The organism is Arthrobacter psychrolactophilus (genome assembly GCF_003219795.1).
GTDB lineage: Bacteria > Actinomycetota > Actinomycetes > Actinomycetales > Micrococcaceae > Specibacter > Specibacter psychrolactophilus.
In genome coordinates, this window is record NZ_QJVC01000023.1 from 18,517 (window position 1) to 34,353 (window position 15,837).

8 protein-coding genes are annotated in these 15,837 nt (G+C 62.9%); 4 read left to right on the plus strand and 4 right to left on the minus strand.

Translation table 11 applies throughout. The annotated features are described in order from the left end of the window. Positions 1 to 28: 28 nt before the first annotated feature. Positions 29 to 6,061 (minus strand): pullulanase-type alpha-1,6-glucosidase, encoded by a 6,033-nt coding sequence (pulA, locus tag CVS30_RS15740; protein WP_110486512.1) that lies wholly within the window; start codon positions 6,059 to 6,061, stop codon positions 29 to 31. Between the two features lie 382 nt (positions 6,062 to 6,443). Here pulA and CVS30_RS15745 point away from each other — a divergent pair, with 382 nt between their 5' ends. From CVS30_RS15745 to CVS30_RS15755, 3 genes are all read left to right on the plus strand, one after another. Continuing rightward, a complete protein-coding gene (locus CVS30_RS15745) occupies positions 6,444 to 10,325 on the plus strand; it encodes a Pls/PosA family non-ribosomal peptide synthetase (protein WP_245934643.1) in 3,882 nt (1,293 codons plus the stop codon). 31 nt (positions 10,326 to 10,356) lie between these two features. Then, positions 10,357 to 11,718, plus strand: a complete 1,362-nt coding sequence (locus tag CVS30_RS15750) for a M1 family metallopeptidase (protein ID WP_110486514.1) — start codon at positions 10,357 to 10,359, stop codon at positions 11,716 to 11,718. Positions 11,719 to 11,809: 91 nt separating this feature from the next. After that, on the plus strand, positions 11,810 to 12,751 hold the full coding sequence (locus tag CVS30_RS15755; protein ID WP_220033937.1) for a hypothetical protein: 942 nt from the start codon (positions 11,810 to 11,812) through the stop codon (positions 12,749 to 12,751). Here CVS30_RS15755 and CVS30_RS15760 read toward each other — a convergent pair. Next, positions 12,702 to 13,442, minus strand: a complete 741-nt coding sequence (locus CVS30_RS15760) for a 4'-phosphopantetheinyl transferase family protein (RefSeq protein WP_110486516.1) — start codon at positions 13,440 to 13,442, stop codon at positions 12,702 to 12,704. The genes CVS30_RS15755 and CVS30_RS15760 overlap by 50 nt on opposite strands. Before the next feature lie 55 nt (positions 13,443 to 13,497). Between CVS30_RS15760 and ppk2 the strand changes: the two genes are divergently transcribed. Further along, positions 13,498 to 14,382, plus strand: coding sequence for a polyphosphate kinase 2 (gene ppk2 / locus CVS30_RS15765; protein ID WP_110486517.1), 885 nt, complete (start codon positions 13,498 to 13,500; stop codon positions 14,380 to 14,382). Positions 14,383 to 14,495: 113 nt separating this feature from the next. On the opposite strand, the gene CVS30_RS15770 is transcribed toward ppk2, so the two are convergent. Together CVS30_RS15770 and CVS30_RS15775 are read right to left on the minus strand one after the other, a co-directional pair. After that, the gene (locus CVS30_RS15770) at positions 14,496 to 15,467 is read right to left on the minus strand and encodes a hypothetical protein (protein WP_110486518.1); all 972 of its coding nucleotides are present in this window, start codon (positions 15,465 to 15,467) and stop codon (positions 14,496 to 14,498) included. Next, positions 15,464 to 15,820, minus strand: coding sequence for a GntR family transcriptional regulator (locus CVS30_RS15775; RefSeq protein WP_110486519.1), 357 nt, complete (start codon positions 15,818 to 15,820; stop codon positions 15,464 to 15,466). Before CVS30_RS15775 ends, CVS30_RS15770 begins: the two co-directional genes overlap by 4 nt. Positions 15,821 to 15,837 lie beyond the last annotated feature (17 nt).

Here is a 15,837-nt window from a genome sequence, read left to right on the forward strand (position 1 = left end):
CGCCCAAAATTGTTTGTCGCTGCTGAAGTTAGTGGCCAGCCCTCCTTCTGCGGGCCACTCGGAATGCCGCCAGCCCCGCAAAGAGCATCAGCAGGGCGACCCCACTCAGCACCGCGATGTGGGCACCTGTAGTGGGGAGATCGCCTATAGCCGACGGCGTGTCCGTCGCCACGGCGGTTGCCGGGATACTCGGGTTTGTCGTTGCACTAGGCTCTTCGCTTCCACCCGGGACCGTGGGGCCCGCTCCGGGATCCGTGCTTGGCGCGGTGCTTGGCTCGGGATTCGCGGGTTCGGTCGGCTCCACGGTGGTCGCGTTCACGAGCACCGCGACGGTGCGTGCGGGGACGCTCACGGTTCCGCTCTTGGCATCCCAGCCCGTCTGCTTGACGATGGGGTCGAGCCCGTTCAACTGCACCGGTGAGAGCGCGTAGTTGCGTCCGGCGAGAGTACCGACCGTCTGGCTGGCGGATTCGGTGCCGGCATTGAAGACGACCAGGGCGCCGTCAAGGGCGGGGTCCGCGTCCTCGCCCACCAAATCGTCGATACTCATGACGATGACTCCGGGTGTCGCATCTGCGCCACTGCCCGGGAATGAAACCTTATCCGCGATGAGCTCGGCGGAGCCCAGACGCAGCAGGTCAATCGAGGAACGCAGCCGCAACAGATCGAGCGCGCCAGCTTCCGCGGCCGAGATGGCGGCAGGCTGAGGCTTGTTGGCCGCATTCTCCAGCAGTGGCTGCATGGCCGCCCAGTGATCCTCGTTGTCCACCTTCGGTGGTAGCCCCGAGCCAAACGTTGACTCCTGGCCCGTCCAGTCGATGCGGTTGAACCAATCACCGGAGTTGTAACTGTTGCGGTCCAAGGACTTCGAACGCAACAGCTCCGTTCCCGCGTGCCAGAACGACGGCGTCTGGGCCAGCGTTGCGGTCGCGAGCGACAGCGTGTTCATGCGAACACGGTCGGCCATCGTGGTGTCGGCGGGTAGCTTGAGCACCCCGGTGTCGAAGAGCGTCTCGTTGTCGTGGGCGTCGACATAGCTGATGATTTCATCCGGTTGGCTTGCGTAGCCTGCCGGTGAACCCCGGTAGTCCAGTTCGGATCCCTTCGCCACGGTGCCCTTGGAGGTGGTCAGGCTGTAGTCGCTGAGGTTCCCGGCCAGGCCGAGCTTGACCAGGTCAGTCTGATGCTGGAGCTCGGCTAGCGCCTCTTCCGGTGTTCCATTGATCTCCAATCCGTTGGGATCGGTGGCAAGACCGGTTCCAAATCCCTGCTGGAACTTGGTATCTCCTGCCACCGGGCTGCCGCCGTGGACGGCGTCGCGCAGCCGGTCGCTGAACGTGCCGATCGAGGTTCCGGCCAGTTGACCCTGGCTGGCCTGCTCGAAGAGGGCGTTATCGGCCACCTCTCCGAAGTTCCAGCCTTCGCCGTAAAGCATGACGGATTTGCCGTCAACGCCATCCTTCTCGAGGGTCAGCTTGTCGAGGGCGGCACGCACTGCCAACATGTTCGCTTTGGAGTGGTGCCCCATGAGGTCGAAGCGAAAACCGTCAACCTTGTATTCGCTGGCCCAGAGGACAACCGAGTCGACCATGAGCTTCTCTGCGGCCTTGTGCTCGGTTGCCACGTTCTCGCAGCAGGTGGAGGTTTCAACTTTTCCATCGGAGTTGAGTCGCTGGTAGTAACCGGGAACCAGCTTGTCCAGCACCGAGGCGTGGGCCTGCCCCGATGCGGCGGTGTGGTTGTACACCTGATCAAGCACCACCTGCAGGCCGGTCGCATGCAGGGCGCCAACCATTTCCCGGAATTCACCGACGCGGGCGCCACCTTCCGGGTCAACGGCATAGGAACCTTCGGGCGCCTGGAAATGGAGTGGGTCATAGCCCCAGTTGTAACCGTCCTGATCGGCAACGGCACCGGCGCATGCCTGTTGCTCCTCCGATCCTGCGCCGAACGAGGCGAGGTCGCAGTCCGGGGTCTTCTGGGCTGAACGGTTCTCCTCAATCGTGGCAAGGTCAAAGGTCGGCAGCATGTGCACCGTATTGATGCCGGCTGCCGCCAATTCCCGGAGCTGATCGGTTCCGGCGCTGTCACGGGTGAAGGCCCGGTAGGTGCCGCGCTCTTCCTCCGGCACGGTGACGTCACCAATCGAGAAGTCACGCACGTGCAGCTCGTAGATGGAACGGTCAACCTGCTTCTCAATGACCGGCGCCGCCGTGGTGGCCCACTCCTCGGGTGCCAGGGCAGCCGATTCGAGGTCGACGGCGATCGAACGGGTCGAGTTCGTTGTCAGGGCGATCGAGTACGGGTCCGTTACCTGGTTTGTTTCGATCTTGCCTGTTGAATGGGCGTAGACGTCGACCTCCCAGAGATAGGGTGCATTCTCCTTGATCGCGTTTGCTGCGACCGTCCACGTTCCGGCGGCAGCATCCCACGTTGCCGCAGTACGTGCCGGAACCCCCGAGCCGTCCACGGGCCACGTCAGAAGCGTGGCCTTCTGAGCCGACGGCGCCCACAAGGTGAAGGTAGGGCTGCCAGCGTTCCACTTGATCCCGAGTGTGCGCTCGGCCAGCGAGTCTGCGTACAAACTGTCGAGGACCCCGGGAAGTTGCACGCCCGTGAAGGCGCTCAGTGCACCCTCGCTTGTCTGCGCGATTTGCAACTGCTCCTTGAGGAGCTCGGCCGTCTTCACCTGGTCCACGACTGGCGGCCGCAGCACGATGTAGCCGGTCTTTAGTGCAGGAGATGTTGCCAGCTGTGCAGCCGAAAATCCTTCGGAATCGTAGCTGAGGTCAACGGCGTCGCCACCGCTGACGGCACCGTCGGCAACCTTCAATCCTGCCGATGCTGAGTGGAATAGTTGCCAGGACGCATCCGTGGCAGGAACCGAGCCGAGCAGCGCGGTCGGCCAGGCCACGGTATTTTCATCAATCCACTTGGCTTGCAGCTTACCGAGCCCGGCGAGCGGCGGATCGGCCACCTCGATCTCGAGGATGTGCGTCGCCAAGGTGTAACGGAAGTTAATCTGTTTACCGGTGCTGGCAGAGAATGCCAGATTCTCGCCGCCGGGAGCGCCGTCAACGCCGTAGTTCTCGTCCCAACCTAAGCCGTGCGTGGTTTTGACGGAGTAGTTGCCCGCAGCGAGCTGGTCGGTCGAGAACTCGTAGACGCCGTCACCGTCGCTGTCGTGCATGGAGGTGGCGAAGCAGGACGGCTTCCAATCTTCACTGCAGCCGAGTTGCGCCTGAAAATCGCCGGCAAGGGTGATGATCGGTGCCTGCGAGGTGTTCTGGGCGATCTTCGTGACCGGGTTCCAATAGAAGGTGACCGGGCCGCCGTCGTGCGTGTATGTCAGGTTCTTCGCGTCGCCACTGGAGTCACCCCCGGAACCGTAGGCGAGATCCCAGCTGCCGTTCATGGCGACCTTGTACTCGTAAGAGCCTGCCGGCAACTCGAAGGTGCCGGCGTAGATGCCGTCCTCGTTCTTGGTGAGCTTTGCCGCTTCGCAGGCCGGCTGCCAGTCGGCGGCGCAGCCCATAGCGACGTTGTGGTTGCCGGGGACCGTGACCATGCTGATCTCGGCCTCGGGGGCTTCGGTCTCCTCAGTGGTCACGGCGAATCCTGCAGAGCCGTAACTGGAGGCGGCGCTGTGGTTGCCTGCGGCATCCGTGGTCACCGCACGGTATTCAACCAGCGTGCCGGCCGGCAGTGTTTCGCTGTCGTGGAACACGCGCGGCGTTGTGCTCTCAGCGGTACCGAGTGGCAGCCATTCCTCGCCGCCCACAACGCGGTAGGCAAAGCTGGTCTCGGCCCAGGCGTTCTGGTCGATGTTTGCGCTGATGGCGGTGCTTCCCGTGAGTGCTGCACCCGCGGCAGGGAGGGTCAGCGCGAGGTCAGTGACGGTGGCTGGCGCCGTGATGCCCTTGTCCGCGCGGTACACAACCGCGCTCATGGCGGGCACGGTGATGGTGGTGACGGCTGCCGCGTCGCTCTGCACTGCCGCGTCGGCACCGTAGAGGGGTTCGAATCCGCCGTCCTGGGTCAGTGTGGTCACCGCAACTGATTTTTCCTCTGCGGCATTATTTAGTGCCACGAGGTATTCCACTTTTTCGTCTCGGTCAACGCGGGAGAAGGCGTAGATGCCTGCCCCGTCTTCTGCATATCGCTGGATCTGGGCACCCTGTGCCAGTGCTGGGTGGTCGGCCCGGAGCTTGGCGAGTGCGGCGATGTGTTGGTAAAGCGGCGCTTCGGTGTCGAAGCGGTCGGCGGTGCCATTTGATTCGCCTGTGACGAGCTTCTGGTCTGCATATTCAGCCACCTGAGTGCCGAAGAGACTTTGGCGCGAATTCTTGTCTTTCCCGTCGCCCTCGCCCGCGAAGCCCTGTTCGTCGCCGTAGTAGATCACCGGCTGGCCGCGTGTGAGGTACAGCAGCTCGTGGGCGAGTTCGTCGCGCTCCAAGGGGTTGGCGGTGTTGTTCGCGAAGTAGCCAACACGACCCATGTCGTGGTTGCCAAGGAAGGTCGGCAGCGCGGTCGGAGAGCTCTTTGTCGTCGTGAAATAGTCATCCCCGGCAAAGAGTGTTTGCAGTCCTCGTGCGGAGTTGCCGGTGGCATAGCCCACCGCGCCGTCTTGGAAAGAAAAGTCGAGCACCGAGTTCATATCGGTCTTACGTACATACGGGGACAGGATCTTCGGGTCGGCGCTGTAAACCTCACCGAACATGAAGAAGTCCTCCTTGCCCTTGGCGTGCGCATAGTCGAGCACACCGCTGGTCCACTTCTCCCAGAATTCAAGGTTGACATGCTTGACGGTGTCGATCCGGAATCCGTCGATGCCGAAATCAACCCAGTCCTGAAAAACGTCAACGAAGCCGTCGACCACCTTCGGGTGTTCGGTCATGAGATCGTCGAGACCGTTGAAGTCGCCATACGTTTCCGACTCACCGGACCAGATGGAATCACCACGGTTATGGTAGAGCGTCGTGTCATTCAGCCACGCCGGAACCTTGAGGTTCGCGTCTGCTTCTTGGACTTTCGGTGTGTAAGGGAAGCTGGTGGCCGGGTCGAGATCCGGGAAGGTGTCGGTGCCGGCAAAGTCTGCGGGGTCGAAGGGCGCCCCGGCCGAATCTTTGTACGGCGCATCCTTCTTTTCCAGGTAAGAGTACTGGTTTTGCTCGTTGGCGATGACATCGGCCGTGTGGTTGGTGATGATGTCGAAGTACACCTTGATGCCCTTGGCGTGCGCCTCGTCGATGAGGGAGGATAGTTCCTCGTTCGTGCCAAGGTGCGGGTCAATTTGGGTAAAGTCTGTCACCCAGTAGCCGTGGTAACCGGCCGAGGCATCCGCCCCTTCGCCCTGCACGGGGCGGTTCTTAAAGCTCGGTGTCAGCCAGATGGCGGTGGTGCCCAGGCCTTCGATGTAATCGAGCCGGTTGCGCAGTCCGGCGATGTCGCCGCCATTGTAAAAGCCCTTTTCGCTTGGATCGTAGCCACTTTCCAGACGGCCTCCGGCGATGCCCGCCTCGTCGTTTGCGGTGTCGCCGTTGTCGAAGCGGTCGGTCATGACAAAGTAAAAGTTCTCTCCGGCACCAGCTTGCCGGACGGGAGCGGTGACTAGTGCATCGTCCGCGGCGCTGTAGTCGCCGCGCAGCTCGAGCGGCTGCACACCGATGCGCTTCGTGGTGTCATCAAAGGTGACCCGGAGCCGGCTCTCCCCCGCCACTGCCAGCGGAATGTTCTCACCGTCGTGACCGTAGGCCTCATCCCATGACCCGTTCACGGCGATCTTGTAGTTGAAGGATCCAGCGGGAAGTGTGACGTCCGCCGAGTAGACGCCGGCTGTGCCGGTCTCGACAAGTCTTGTCTCCGGGCATTCAGGCGCCCAGTCAGCCGCGCAACCGAGTTCGTCTTGCAGGTCACCCACCAAGGTGAATACGCGGCCGTCCGCCGCGTCGGCTCTCGTGGCTGTGGCGATGGCGAATGCGGGTGTCAGCAGGGCTGATGCTGCTAGTGCGCCCGAGAGCGCTAAGGCAAGCGCTCGTCGGGCGTGCAGATACTCTGTCATCTTTGACTCCAAGGGTGATATGGCACACATGGTGCACGGCAATGACTGTGACGCTAGCAGCGCACGAAGCGTTAATGCAAGCGTTTCCAGAAGTTGATGCCTAATTACCGAAGATACTATCCAGAAGTATCAATTAAGTGTTGGAAGCGTTTACAAAGTGGGCTCTCTGGTGGTCCAGAAGGGACCGCGAGGGGCGGTAGCACCGTCGGCAATTCGCCGAGGTGACCCGCGAACGACGCCTCAGGTCACATTGGGATCCGTTCAACTTCCGTTCACCTTAATAGTTCACGGTGAGGCTGTGAACCCTGCCTCAATGAATGTCCCCACGGCTCAAGCCACCGCTTCCCCCGACCAGGTACCGACAGCCGAATTTGTCGCTCAGATGCCAGGCAGCGAACTGGCACCTGAACCCAGAACATTGTGGGACATCTTGCAAGCCTCGGCAGAGTTGAATCCCGATGCCACCGCATTGGACGACGGCGTCAAAGCCCTTAGTTATGACGAACTCCTGAAGGCCGTACGCGTCAAGGCCGGAATCCTTACTCGGGCCGGACTCGGCGCCGGAGACAAAATAGGTGTGCGGATCCCCTCCGGAACGGCGGAGCTCTACCTTTCCATTTTGGCCATCATCTCTATCGGCGGGGCCTACGTCCCCGTCGACGCCGACGACCCCGAGGAACGCGCCACCCTAGTTTTCGGTGAAGCACAGGTCGCCGCGGTGTTGGGCGACCCGCTGGCAGGCAAGGAACTACAGCTGTTCGGCGAACGGCCCGCTCCGTTCCCACATCCTCGTGAACCACTGCCAACGGATGACGCCTGGATCATCTTCACCTCCGGTTCCACCGGCACCCCGAAGGGCGTGGCCGTCAGCAACCGCTCCGCCGCGGCCTTCGTCGACGCCGAGGCCAGCATCTTCTTGCAGTCCGAGCTCATTGGCTCCGATGACCGGGTGCTGGCCGGGCTTTCCGTGGCCTTCGATGCCTCCTGTGAAGAGATGTGGCTGGCCTGGCGTTATGGAGCCGCACTAGTTCCCGCGCCGCGGTCATTGGTTCGCTCCGGAATGGACCTTGGCCCCTGGCTGATTTCTCATGGCATTACCGTGGTTTCCACCGTGCCAACACTGGCCGCACTGTGGCCCGCGGAAGCGCTGGAATCTGTCCGACTGCTCATTTTTGGTGGCGAGGCCTGCCCTCCCGAACTTGCTACGCGTCTGGCAGTTAAGGGCCGCGAGGTCTGGAACACCTATGGCCCCACCGAGGCAACTGTTGTTGCCTGTGCCGCTCCCCTGGGCGGGGACGGCCCTGTCCGCATCGGCTTGCCGCTCAATGGCTGGGACCTAGCCGTGGTGGATGCCACCGGCGAACCCGTCACCGAGGGTGAGGTGGGCGAGCTGATCATTGCCGGCGTCGGCCTGGCCCGTTATTTAGACCCGGCCAAGGACGCCGAGAAATATGCCCCTATGCCGGCCTTTGGTTGGGAACGCGCCTACCGCAGCGGGGATCTGGTCCGGCTGGAAAGCGCTGGTCTGATCTTCATGGGTCGCGCCGACGATCAGGTTAAGCTTGGCGGGCGACGCATCGAGCTGGGCGAAATTGATGCCGCACTCCAGGCCCTGCCGGAGATTTCCGGCGCCGCGGCCGCCGTTCAGGACACGGCCGGTGGCAGCCAGCTGCTGGTGGGCTATCTCGTTCCGGCACCCGGAACCTCTCCGGACCCGGCCGCGTTACGCGCGCTGCTGGCCGAGTCCCTCCCGGCAGCCCTGATTCCGCTGCTCACCTTCACCGATTCCCTGCCCACGAAGATCAGCGGAAAAGTGGACCGTAAGGCTCTCCCCTGGCCTCTGGAACAAGCATCGGACGACGGCGCATCCCTCTCCGGTTCCCTCGGTCCGGAGGCGCAATGGGTGCTGGATCAGTGGCAGGCCGTGCTGGGCGGCGCCCCGGCCTCACTCGACACCGACTTCTTTGCCAGCGGTGGCGGCAGTCTCGCGGCCGCCCAGCTGGTCTCGGCGCTGCGACAGCGCTACCCGCGCATTACGGTTGCCGACATTTATTCGCACCCGCGGATCGGTGCCCTCCTGGAATTGGCCTTGGGTTCCGTGCCCAGCGGTGGCCCCATTGTCGTGGTCGACCGCACGGTGGGCCGCACCCAGCGAAAGTCCCAGGTGTTCCAAACCCTCATGGGGGTTCCGCTCCATATCCTGGTGGGCATGCGGTGGCTCACCTACCTGATGGCCCTGAATAACGTTGCCGCCTGGCAGGGCCTGCTGCCGGGTGCCCCCACGATTTCCTGGTGGTGGGTGGGTCTCTCGTGGGCGATCTTTGTGTCCCCATGGGGCCGCATGGCCATCTCCGTTGTCTCTGCCCGGATCCTGCTCCGCGGGGTTCGCCCCGGCAGTTACCCGCGCTCCGGCAAGGTCCACCTGAGGCTGTGGTTGGCGGAGCAAATTTCCGACTTGGCAGGCGCAGTGTCCCTCGCCAGTGCACCGTGGGTGCCGTATTACGCCCGAGCCCTGGGTGTGAAGATGGGCAAGAACGTTGACCTGCATTCGGTGCCGCCCGTGACGGGCCTGTTGCGCCTAGCGGAGGGCGCCTCGGTGGAACCCGAGGTTGATCTGTCCGGCTGGTGGATCGACGGCGATTGGGTTCACATTGGTGAAATTTCCGTTGGCGCCGGAGCCATCGTGGGCGCCCGTAGCACCCTCATGCCCGGAGCTCGCATTGGGGCCGGCGCGCATGTTGCTCCGGGATCGGCCGTGCGCGGCAAGGTCAAGCCCGGCGTGACGGTCTCCGGATCCCCCGCCGAACGAACCGGCAAGGCCAAGCATTCCTGGCCCGATGAGCCGGCCGCCACAACCTGGCGCCATCAGCTACCCTTTGCCAGCGCCTCGGCACTCTTGGCCCTCCTACCGTTCCTTGCGGCGTTGGCGGCTGTCGCCGTCGTTCTTGGTGCGGTTCAAGGCCAAGAATCGCTGTCCGCAGCCATTCCCACCTTGTTATGGTCGGTTCCGATCGCGGCCCTGGCCTGGTTCCTGACCTTGCTGGTGCTGACTCTGCTCTCCGTTCGCCTCCTGGGCATCGGCCTGCGCGAGGGGCATTACCCCATCCACAGTCGCATTGGGTGGCAGGTCTGGGCCACGGAGCGAATCTTGGACATGGCGCGAGATCTCCTGTTCCCCATTTACTCCAGCTTGTTCACCCCCGTCTGGTTACGCCTGCTCGGTGCCAAGGTGGGCAAGAACGTTGAGGCCTCCACGGTGCTGCTGCTGCCGAAAATGACGACCATCGGTGCAGGCGCGTTCCTCGCCGATGACACCATGATCGCCTCGTATGAACTCGGTGGCGGCTATATTCATATCGCACCGGCCAAGGTCGGCAAGCGTTCCTTCCTGGGTAACTCTGGCATGGCCGCAGCCGGGCGCACCCTGCCCCGCAACTCGCTCGTGGCCGTACTGTCGGCCGCCCCGGCCAAGGCAAAGGCTGGCACGTCCTGGCTCGGTAGCCCGCCGGTTCGCCTGCGCCGCACGAATCTCAACACCGACGAATCCCTGACCTTCGCTCCGCCCATGCGACTCAAGATAGCCCGTGCCCTGTGGGAAAGTTGCCGCCTCGTGCCAACGATCCTGACCGTGGCCGTGGCCGCCGCGGTTTTGACGGTCTTCGACGCCGTTGCCCAGACGGGAAGCTACTGGCTGGCAGCACTGTTGAGCGGCGTCGTCATGATGGCGGCCGGCGCCTTTGCCGCCGGCAGCTCGGTGGCCGCCAAGTGGCTGCTCGTGGGCCGAATCAAGCGCAGCGAGCACCCCTTGTGGAGCTCATTTATCTGGCGCAATGAGGTCGTGGATACCTTCATTGAAATGGTCACGGCGCCCTGGTTTGCACGGGCAGCCGTGGGTACGCCCGCTATTGTGTGGTGGCTGCGCGCGCTTGGCGCCAAGATCGGGCATGGCGCCTGGTGCGAAAGTTACTGGCTGCCCGAGGCGGATCTGGTCACGCTGGGCGAAAGCTCTACCGTGAACCGTGGTTGCGTCATCCAGACCCACCTCTTCCATGACCGGGTCATGGCCATCGATACGGTTACGCTGGAGGATGGGGCCACCATGGGCCCGCACGGAGTGATCCTGCCAGCGGCCAGGATCGCCACGAGCGGTACCGTGGGACCCGCATCCCTCGTCATGCGCGGAGAATCCGTACCGGCCAGTAGCTACTGGATGGGTAACCCCATCAGCCCCTGGAAGGGCCCGGAATTCGCCGACCGCGCCTGACCTCCTAACTGATTCGGATACCTGACCTCGCATGAAATTCCCGTCTCTCCCCCGGCATCGGGCTCCATCTGATGCCCCGGCCCCTTACATTCCCTCGCACGGCAGCAGCAGTTTTGCGGTCGCACACTATGACCTCGAGCTGGCGATACGGCTCGCGGGAAATCAGCTCACCGGCCGGGCAATCCTCACGGCGCGTGCCCTGGAGTCGCTGGACTCTGTCGAGCTCGACCTCATCGGGCTCGGCATGGATAAGGCCTCCGTCAATGGGAAACGCATACTCAAACATGCTCACCGGGACGGGAAATTGCAGCTGCAACTGCCCTCCCCCGTAGCTGCAGGGGAAATGTTCACGCTGGACATTCGCTATAGCGGTTTCCCGGCTCCCGATGATGGCCAATGGGGCGAGGTGGGTTGGGAGGAACTGGACGACGGCGTGCTGGTCGCCGGCCAGCCCACGGGGGCTCCAACATGGTTCCCCTGCAACGATCGGCCAGATAACAAGGCCTCCTATCGTTTTTCCGTGACAACCGATGCCGACTACACGGTCGTCTGCAACGGGAGCCTGCTCTCGCATAGCAAGAAATCCAGCCGCGAAACCTGGGTCTATGAACAAGTGGCCCCCATGGCGACCTATCTGGCCACGGTGCAGATTGGTCGCTACAAGTTGCTCACCTTACCTGCCCCGACAGGCGGAAATCAGCTACCCATCACGGTGGCCGCACCGAAGAAGCTCCTCGCACGGACGGCCACCTCCCTGGCTCGGCAGCGGGAAATGGTTGAGGTTTTTACCGAGTCCTTTGGCCCCTACCCCTTCCCCGGTTACACGGTCGTGGTGACCGAGGACAAGCTGGAGATCCCGCTCGAGGCGCAGTCACTCTCCATCATTGGCTCCAATCACCTCGATACCAGCTGGGAGTCTCAGCGCCTCATCGCCCATGAGCTCTCGCACCAGTGGTTCGGCAATTCCCTGACCCTGGCGGCGTGGAACGATATCTGGCTGCACGAGGGCTTTGCCTGCTATGCCGAGTGGCTGTGGTCCGAAGAGAGCGGGTCCATGACCATCGCCGAACGAGCCTCGGCCGCCCACGCGAAACTCGTGGCTGATCCGGTCGAGTTAGCTGTCGGCGATCCGGGCCCGGAGATGATGTTCGACGACGCCGTGTACAAGCGCGGGGCGCTGGCCCTGACGGCCCTGCGCGCGGCCAGCGGAGACGAGAAGTTCTTCACCCTGCTGCGGCAGTGGGTCCTAGACAACCGCCACGGCTCGGTGTCAACGCCGCGCTTTATCGCCCTGGCCGATCGGCTCTGTGCGGATATCCCTGGATTCTCGGCCACCGCCATCCTGACGCCGTGGCTGTTCCGGAAGCAGCTTCCTCCCCTACCCCAGTTCTAGAGGCGGCTCAACGACCGTGGAAAATATGCTCGCCGGCAACGGCTCACCTACGTCACAACCGTTGCCTCTAGTCCTGTCGGGATTCGGGCCCGTGGCCCAGGAATTCCTGGCCCGCATCCGTGCCACACATTCCCAGGACTTTTTTGTTGCGGGGATCCGTGGGCACCAAGACCAGATCCTGCTGGACCCGGATTCAGCGGTGCCGGCCCGTCCGCTGTGGACGCCACTGACACCCATCACGGAGTTCCTCTCCGCGACCGGCGCCGTGGCACTCATTCAGGCCACCCCATCATCATCCGGCGCACATCCGCGCGCTGTCGAGGAATCCCTCACGGCCCTGCGCCAGGGCATCCATGTTGTCACGGCAACGAAAAGCCATCTGCTGACACATTGGCAGGAACTGGCCGCCGCGGCGCAGGAGGGCGGCAGCCGCATCAGGATCTCGGGAGCCACCGGCGCCGCATTGCCGGCCGCCGATCTGGCCCGACTGGGCGTCCAGGGACTGGGCTGCGAATCGTTGCGTGCCTGTCCTAACGGCACCTCAACCTTTGTCCTGGACAGAATCTCCGCAGGCTCGAGTCTCGTCGAAGCGATCGCCGAGGCGCAGCGGCTTGGTATTGCCGAGTCGGATCCGAGCGCGGACCTGAGCGGATCCGACACCGCAACTAAGGCCCGGCTGCTAGCTGGCCTGCTGTGGGGCTGGGATGTGTCCCAGATCCGTGTCGAACAAGAAGGAATCGACGACGACTCGCTCAGACGAATCATCGCCGAACTCGGTGCGGGCCAGCGGCTACGTGCCGTCGCCACGGCATCCCTCAAACAGCCGCTACACGTCTCCGTCCGGATCGAGGCGCTGGAGCCAAGCGATCCACTTTTTCACCTGTCCGGACCCGAGAAAGCCATCACCTTCCAGTGCCCCGAGGCCGGGGACATCACGGTTCAGGGAGGGCGATCAAGCCCGGCCGGCGCTGCCCTGTCCATGGTTAAAGATGTGCTGACTCTGTTGCGTCCGCAGACAACAGGCTTTCACTAAACGCCACAGCCACCGCGAATCCCGCTGGCATGCCCAGATCTGCGGGAGCAAGGTCCCAGAGCATGACAGGCTGGGAGCCCCGCTCCGGTAGTTGGTCCTCGGGAAAAGCCGGAATGAGGGTGGGGTCGGTACGCAGGCCCAGCCCCGAGTGCTTGGCCAGCGCTTCCTTGCGCGCCCATGCTGTGGCCCGCCAGTCATTCTGCGCGCCCGGGGCGATCAGAGCGAGACGCTTCCTTTCGGTGGGACTCAACGCGACGTCGTCGAACCCGGCAAAGCTCACTTGAGAAATCTTCTGCACATCGATACCCAGGGCTTGGCCCGCACCGGGCACCATGGCGGCCACACCCCAGCCGTGGCTGCGCGACAGGCTGATCGTTAGGGATGAGTGAAGGCCATGCAGCTGATAGCCGGGCCGACCATGCGACGGAACCGGGTTGAGCCCACAATCGGGGCAGTGGTAGGCGATTCTCAGCTCCTGCGGCGGAACGCTCAGCAGCTCCGCCGCCATGAGCCGCTGCGTGATTCGGCCGGCGAGAAAGTCACGGCGCGTTACGGCGTCTAGGAGCGTCGCTGCCCTCTCGTGTTCGGCCGACTCCAAGGCGCCAGCCAGCGCCTGGTCTACACCGGCCAGCTCGAAAGCCCGAACCGTCACATGACTACGCGAAAGCGCTTCCAAAACCGTCTCGTTCACCTTCGCTCCACCTTCTGTTCACAATCAGTCCATCCCCTCACGCTATGGTCAATCCATGACTCAACCGCGCCCGGACTTCACCGGGTTTACCGTTATTGATAACGACGACGACGATCCGATTCTCTTGGCCCCGGATGGCACCCAGGTCGACACCTGGCGAGATGGCTACCCCTATGAGGCGCGACTCGAGCGGGACGTCTATGACATTGAAAAGCGGCTGCTGCAAATTGAACTCTTGAAATTGCAGCAATGGATCAAGGCTACCGGGCGACGCGTGGTGATCTTGTTCGAGGGCCGTGATGCGGCCGGCAAGGGCGGCACCATCAAGCGCTTCACGGAACACCTCAATCCCCGAGGTACCCGGGTCGTGGCGCTGGAAAAACCTAGCAAGCGAGAGTCAACCCAGTGGTATTTCCAACGCTATGTGTCACACCTGCCCAGCGCCGGGGAAATGGTGTTGTTCGACCGTTCCTGGTACAACCGGACCGGCGTTGAACGAGTCATGAATTTTTGCACCAAGGAACAATATGACGAATTCATCCGGCAGGCGCCGCTCTTCGAACGCATGCTGGCCAACGACGGCATGACCGTCATCAAGTTTTGGTTCTCCGTCACGCAGGCCGAGCAGCGGACCCGTTTCATCATCCGCCAGGTAGACCCGGTCCGGCAGTGGAAACTCTCACCCATGGATCTGGCGTCCTTGGATAAGTGGGATTCCTACACCTCAGCCAAGGAACGCATGTTTAAGCGCACCGATACGCGGCATGCGCCGTGGACGGTGGTGAAGTCCAATGACAAGAAGCGGGCTCGTCTGGCGGCCATGCGCCATGTATTGAGCCTGTTCGAGTACACGGGCAAGGACCACGAGCTGGTTGGCGTCCCGGACCCCTTGATCGTGGGCCCGGCCTCGGCCGTGGTGGGCGAGGGCGAGGAGTTCTAACTGCTCTTCCCGTAACAAATCGAGGATGCAGTTCTTGGACCGAGTTACCCCGTTACGAGGGTTTTCGGTCCAAGAACTGCATCCTCGAAATGTTTGTGGCGATGAGCGGCGAACTACGGCTGACTGACTCGATCGCGCAGGGCGAGCAGGAGACTCGCAGCCGTATCAGGATCCCCCACCGTGACGGCGAACAGTTTATCTGCCGTGGTCGTGATGATGAGTCCAGGGCCGGCCCCCATGATGACGGCCGAGCGCCCCGGCATGATGCGGTAGCCCCAGCCACCCCATTCCGACGGGCGCAGCTCCGTTACCTCGACGGCGGCAATCTCATGGAGTTTAATGCGTTTGAGCGGGATGCGCCCCAAGGTCGAAACAATGCGCAACCCACGCCAGTCGACCGTGACCTGCACGTGGGCGATGAGACCGACGACGATGACGCAGGCGAGCATTGTGCCCAGACCAATCCAGGAGGTGCCGCTTCCGTCCTGGATCGTCGGGAGGTAGATGACGGCGGTCAATGCGAGGAGCGCCACCGGCAGCCACAGCAGCATTTTTGAGGTGATGGTCCGGGACCAGGCACCGGCCTCCTGTTCGCCCAAGGGGAGCCGGGTTTCATGCTTGCCGGAGGTGAACTTCGGCTTGGGTGCGATGAAGTATGGCACCGCACCGAACAGGAACGAGGCGATGAGTGCGGCCAGCCACCAGCCCAGAGCTGCTTTTTCGGCGCTTCCGGCCTGCAATGTAAGGCCCGCGGAAATTAGCCAGGTGCCCGCTCCCATGCCGGAGATCATGCCCGCAAATCCCACAATCCCACGAAACAATGCCGGGCGCAGGGTGGCAATGTAAGCCGAGGCTAGCGCGATGGCTGCCGGGGTTCCCGTGAGGGCAAACCCGAGGCCCAGCGCGGTTCCGGTGGCCATGAAATCGTCCGGCGCACCGGTGTCCGACCAGTGCGAGGCCAGCTCCGCCGGAAGCTTGTCCTGCCACTGCAGCCATGTCAGCGCTACGGCAATCAACGGCAAAAAGCCGACGATGCCGGCGGAGATGCACCGTGGCGCGCTGGTCCTTTGTTGTACCTCAGTCATGCTTTTGCAACTCCCCCAATCAATCGCACAATATCCTGCTGGGACATTCCCAGCTTGCGCGCTTCGTCCATTAACTGTTCCGCTAATTCGGTGAGCCTGATCAGCCCCGGCCCGGCATCCTGGCGCACAAAGGCGCCGCGTCCCTGTCGCATCTCGATGACACCCTCGTCACGGAGCTGCTTGTAGGCCCGCAAGACCGTGTGCATATTGACCTGAAGCGCCGTGGCCAGGTCACGCGCAGGCGGTAGCCGCTCCCCCGGCGCCAAACTGCCGGCAACCACGCCTGAGCGCACCTGGACCGCGATCTGATCTGCCAGTGAGAGTTCCGAAGCTGCATCAACCCGAAATAACATGTTTGCAATGATACTAG

Excerpts from the sequence above, each read along its gene's own strand:
- CVS30_RS15745 (WP_245934643.1), top strand. The coding sequence starts at position 6,444 with ATGCCAGGCAGCGAACTGGCACCTGAACCCAGAACATTGTGGGACATC.
- CVS30_RS15775 (WP_110486519.1), bottom strand. The coding sequence starts at position 15,820 with ATGTTATTTCGGGTTGATGCAGCTTCGGAACTCTCACTGGCAGATCAG.
- ppk2 (WP_110486517.1), top strand. The coding sequence starts at position 13,498 with ATGACTCAACCGCGCCCGGACTTCACCGGGTTTACCGTTATTGATAAC.
- CVS30_RS15750 (WP_110486514.1), top strand. The coding sequence starts at position 10,357 with ATGAAATTCCCGTCTCTCCCCCGGCATCGGGCTCCATCTGATGCCCCG.
- pulA (WP_110486512.1), bottom strand. The coding sequence starts at position 6,061 with ATGACAGAGTATCTGCACGCCCGACGAGCGCTTGCCTTAGCGCTCTCG.
- CVS30_RS15770 (WP_110486518.1), bottom strand. The coding sequence starts at position 15,467 with ATGACTGAGGTACAACAAAGGACCAGCGCGCCACGGTGCATCTCCGCC.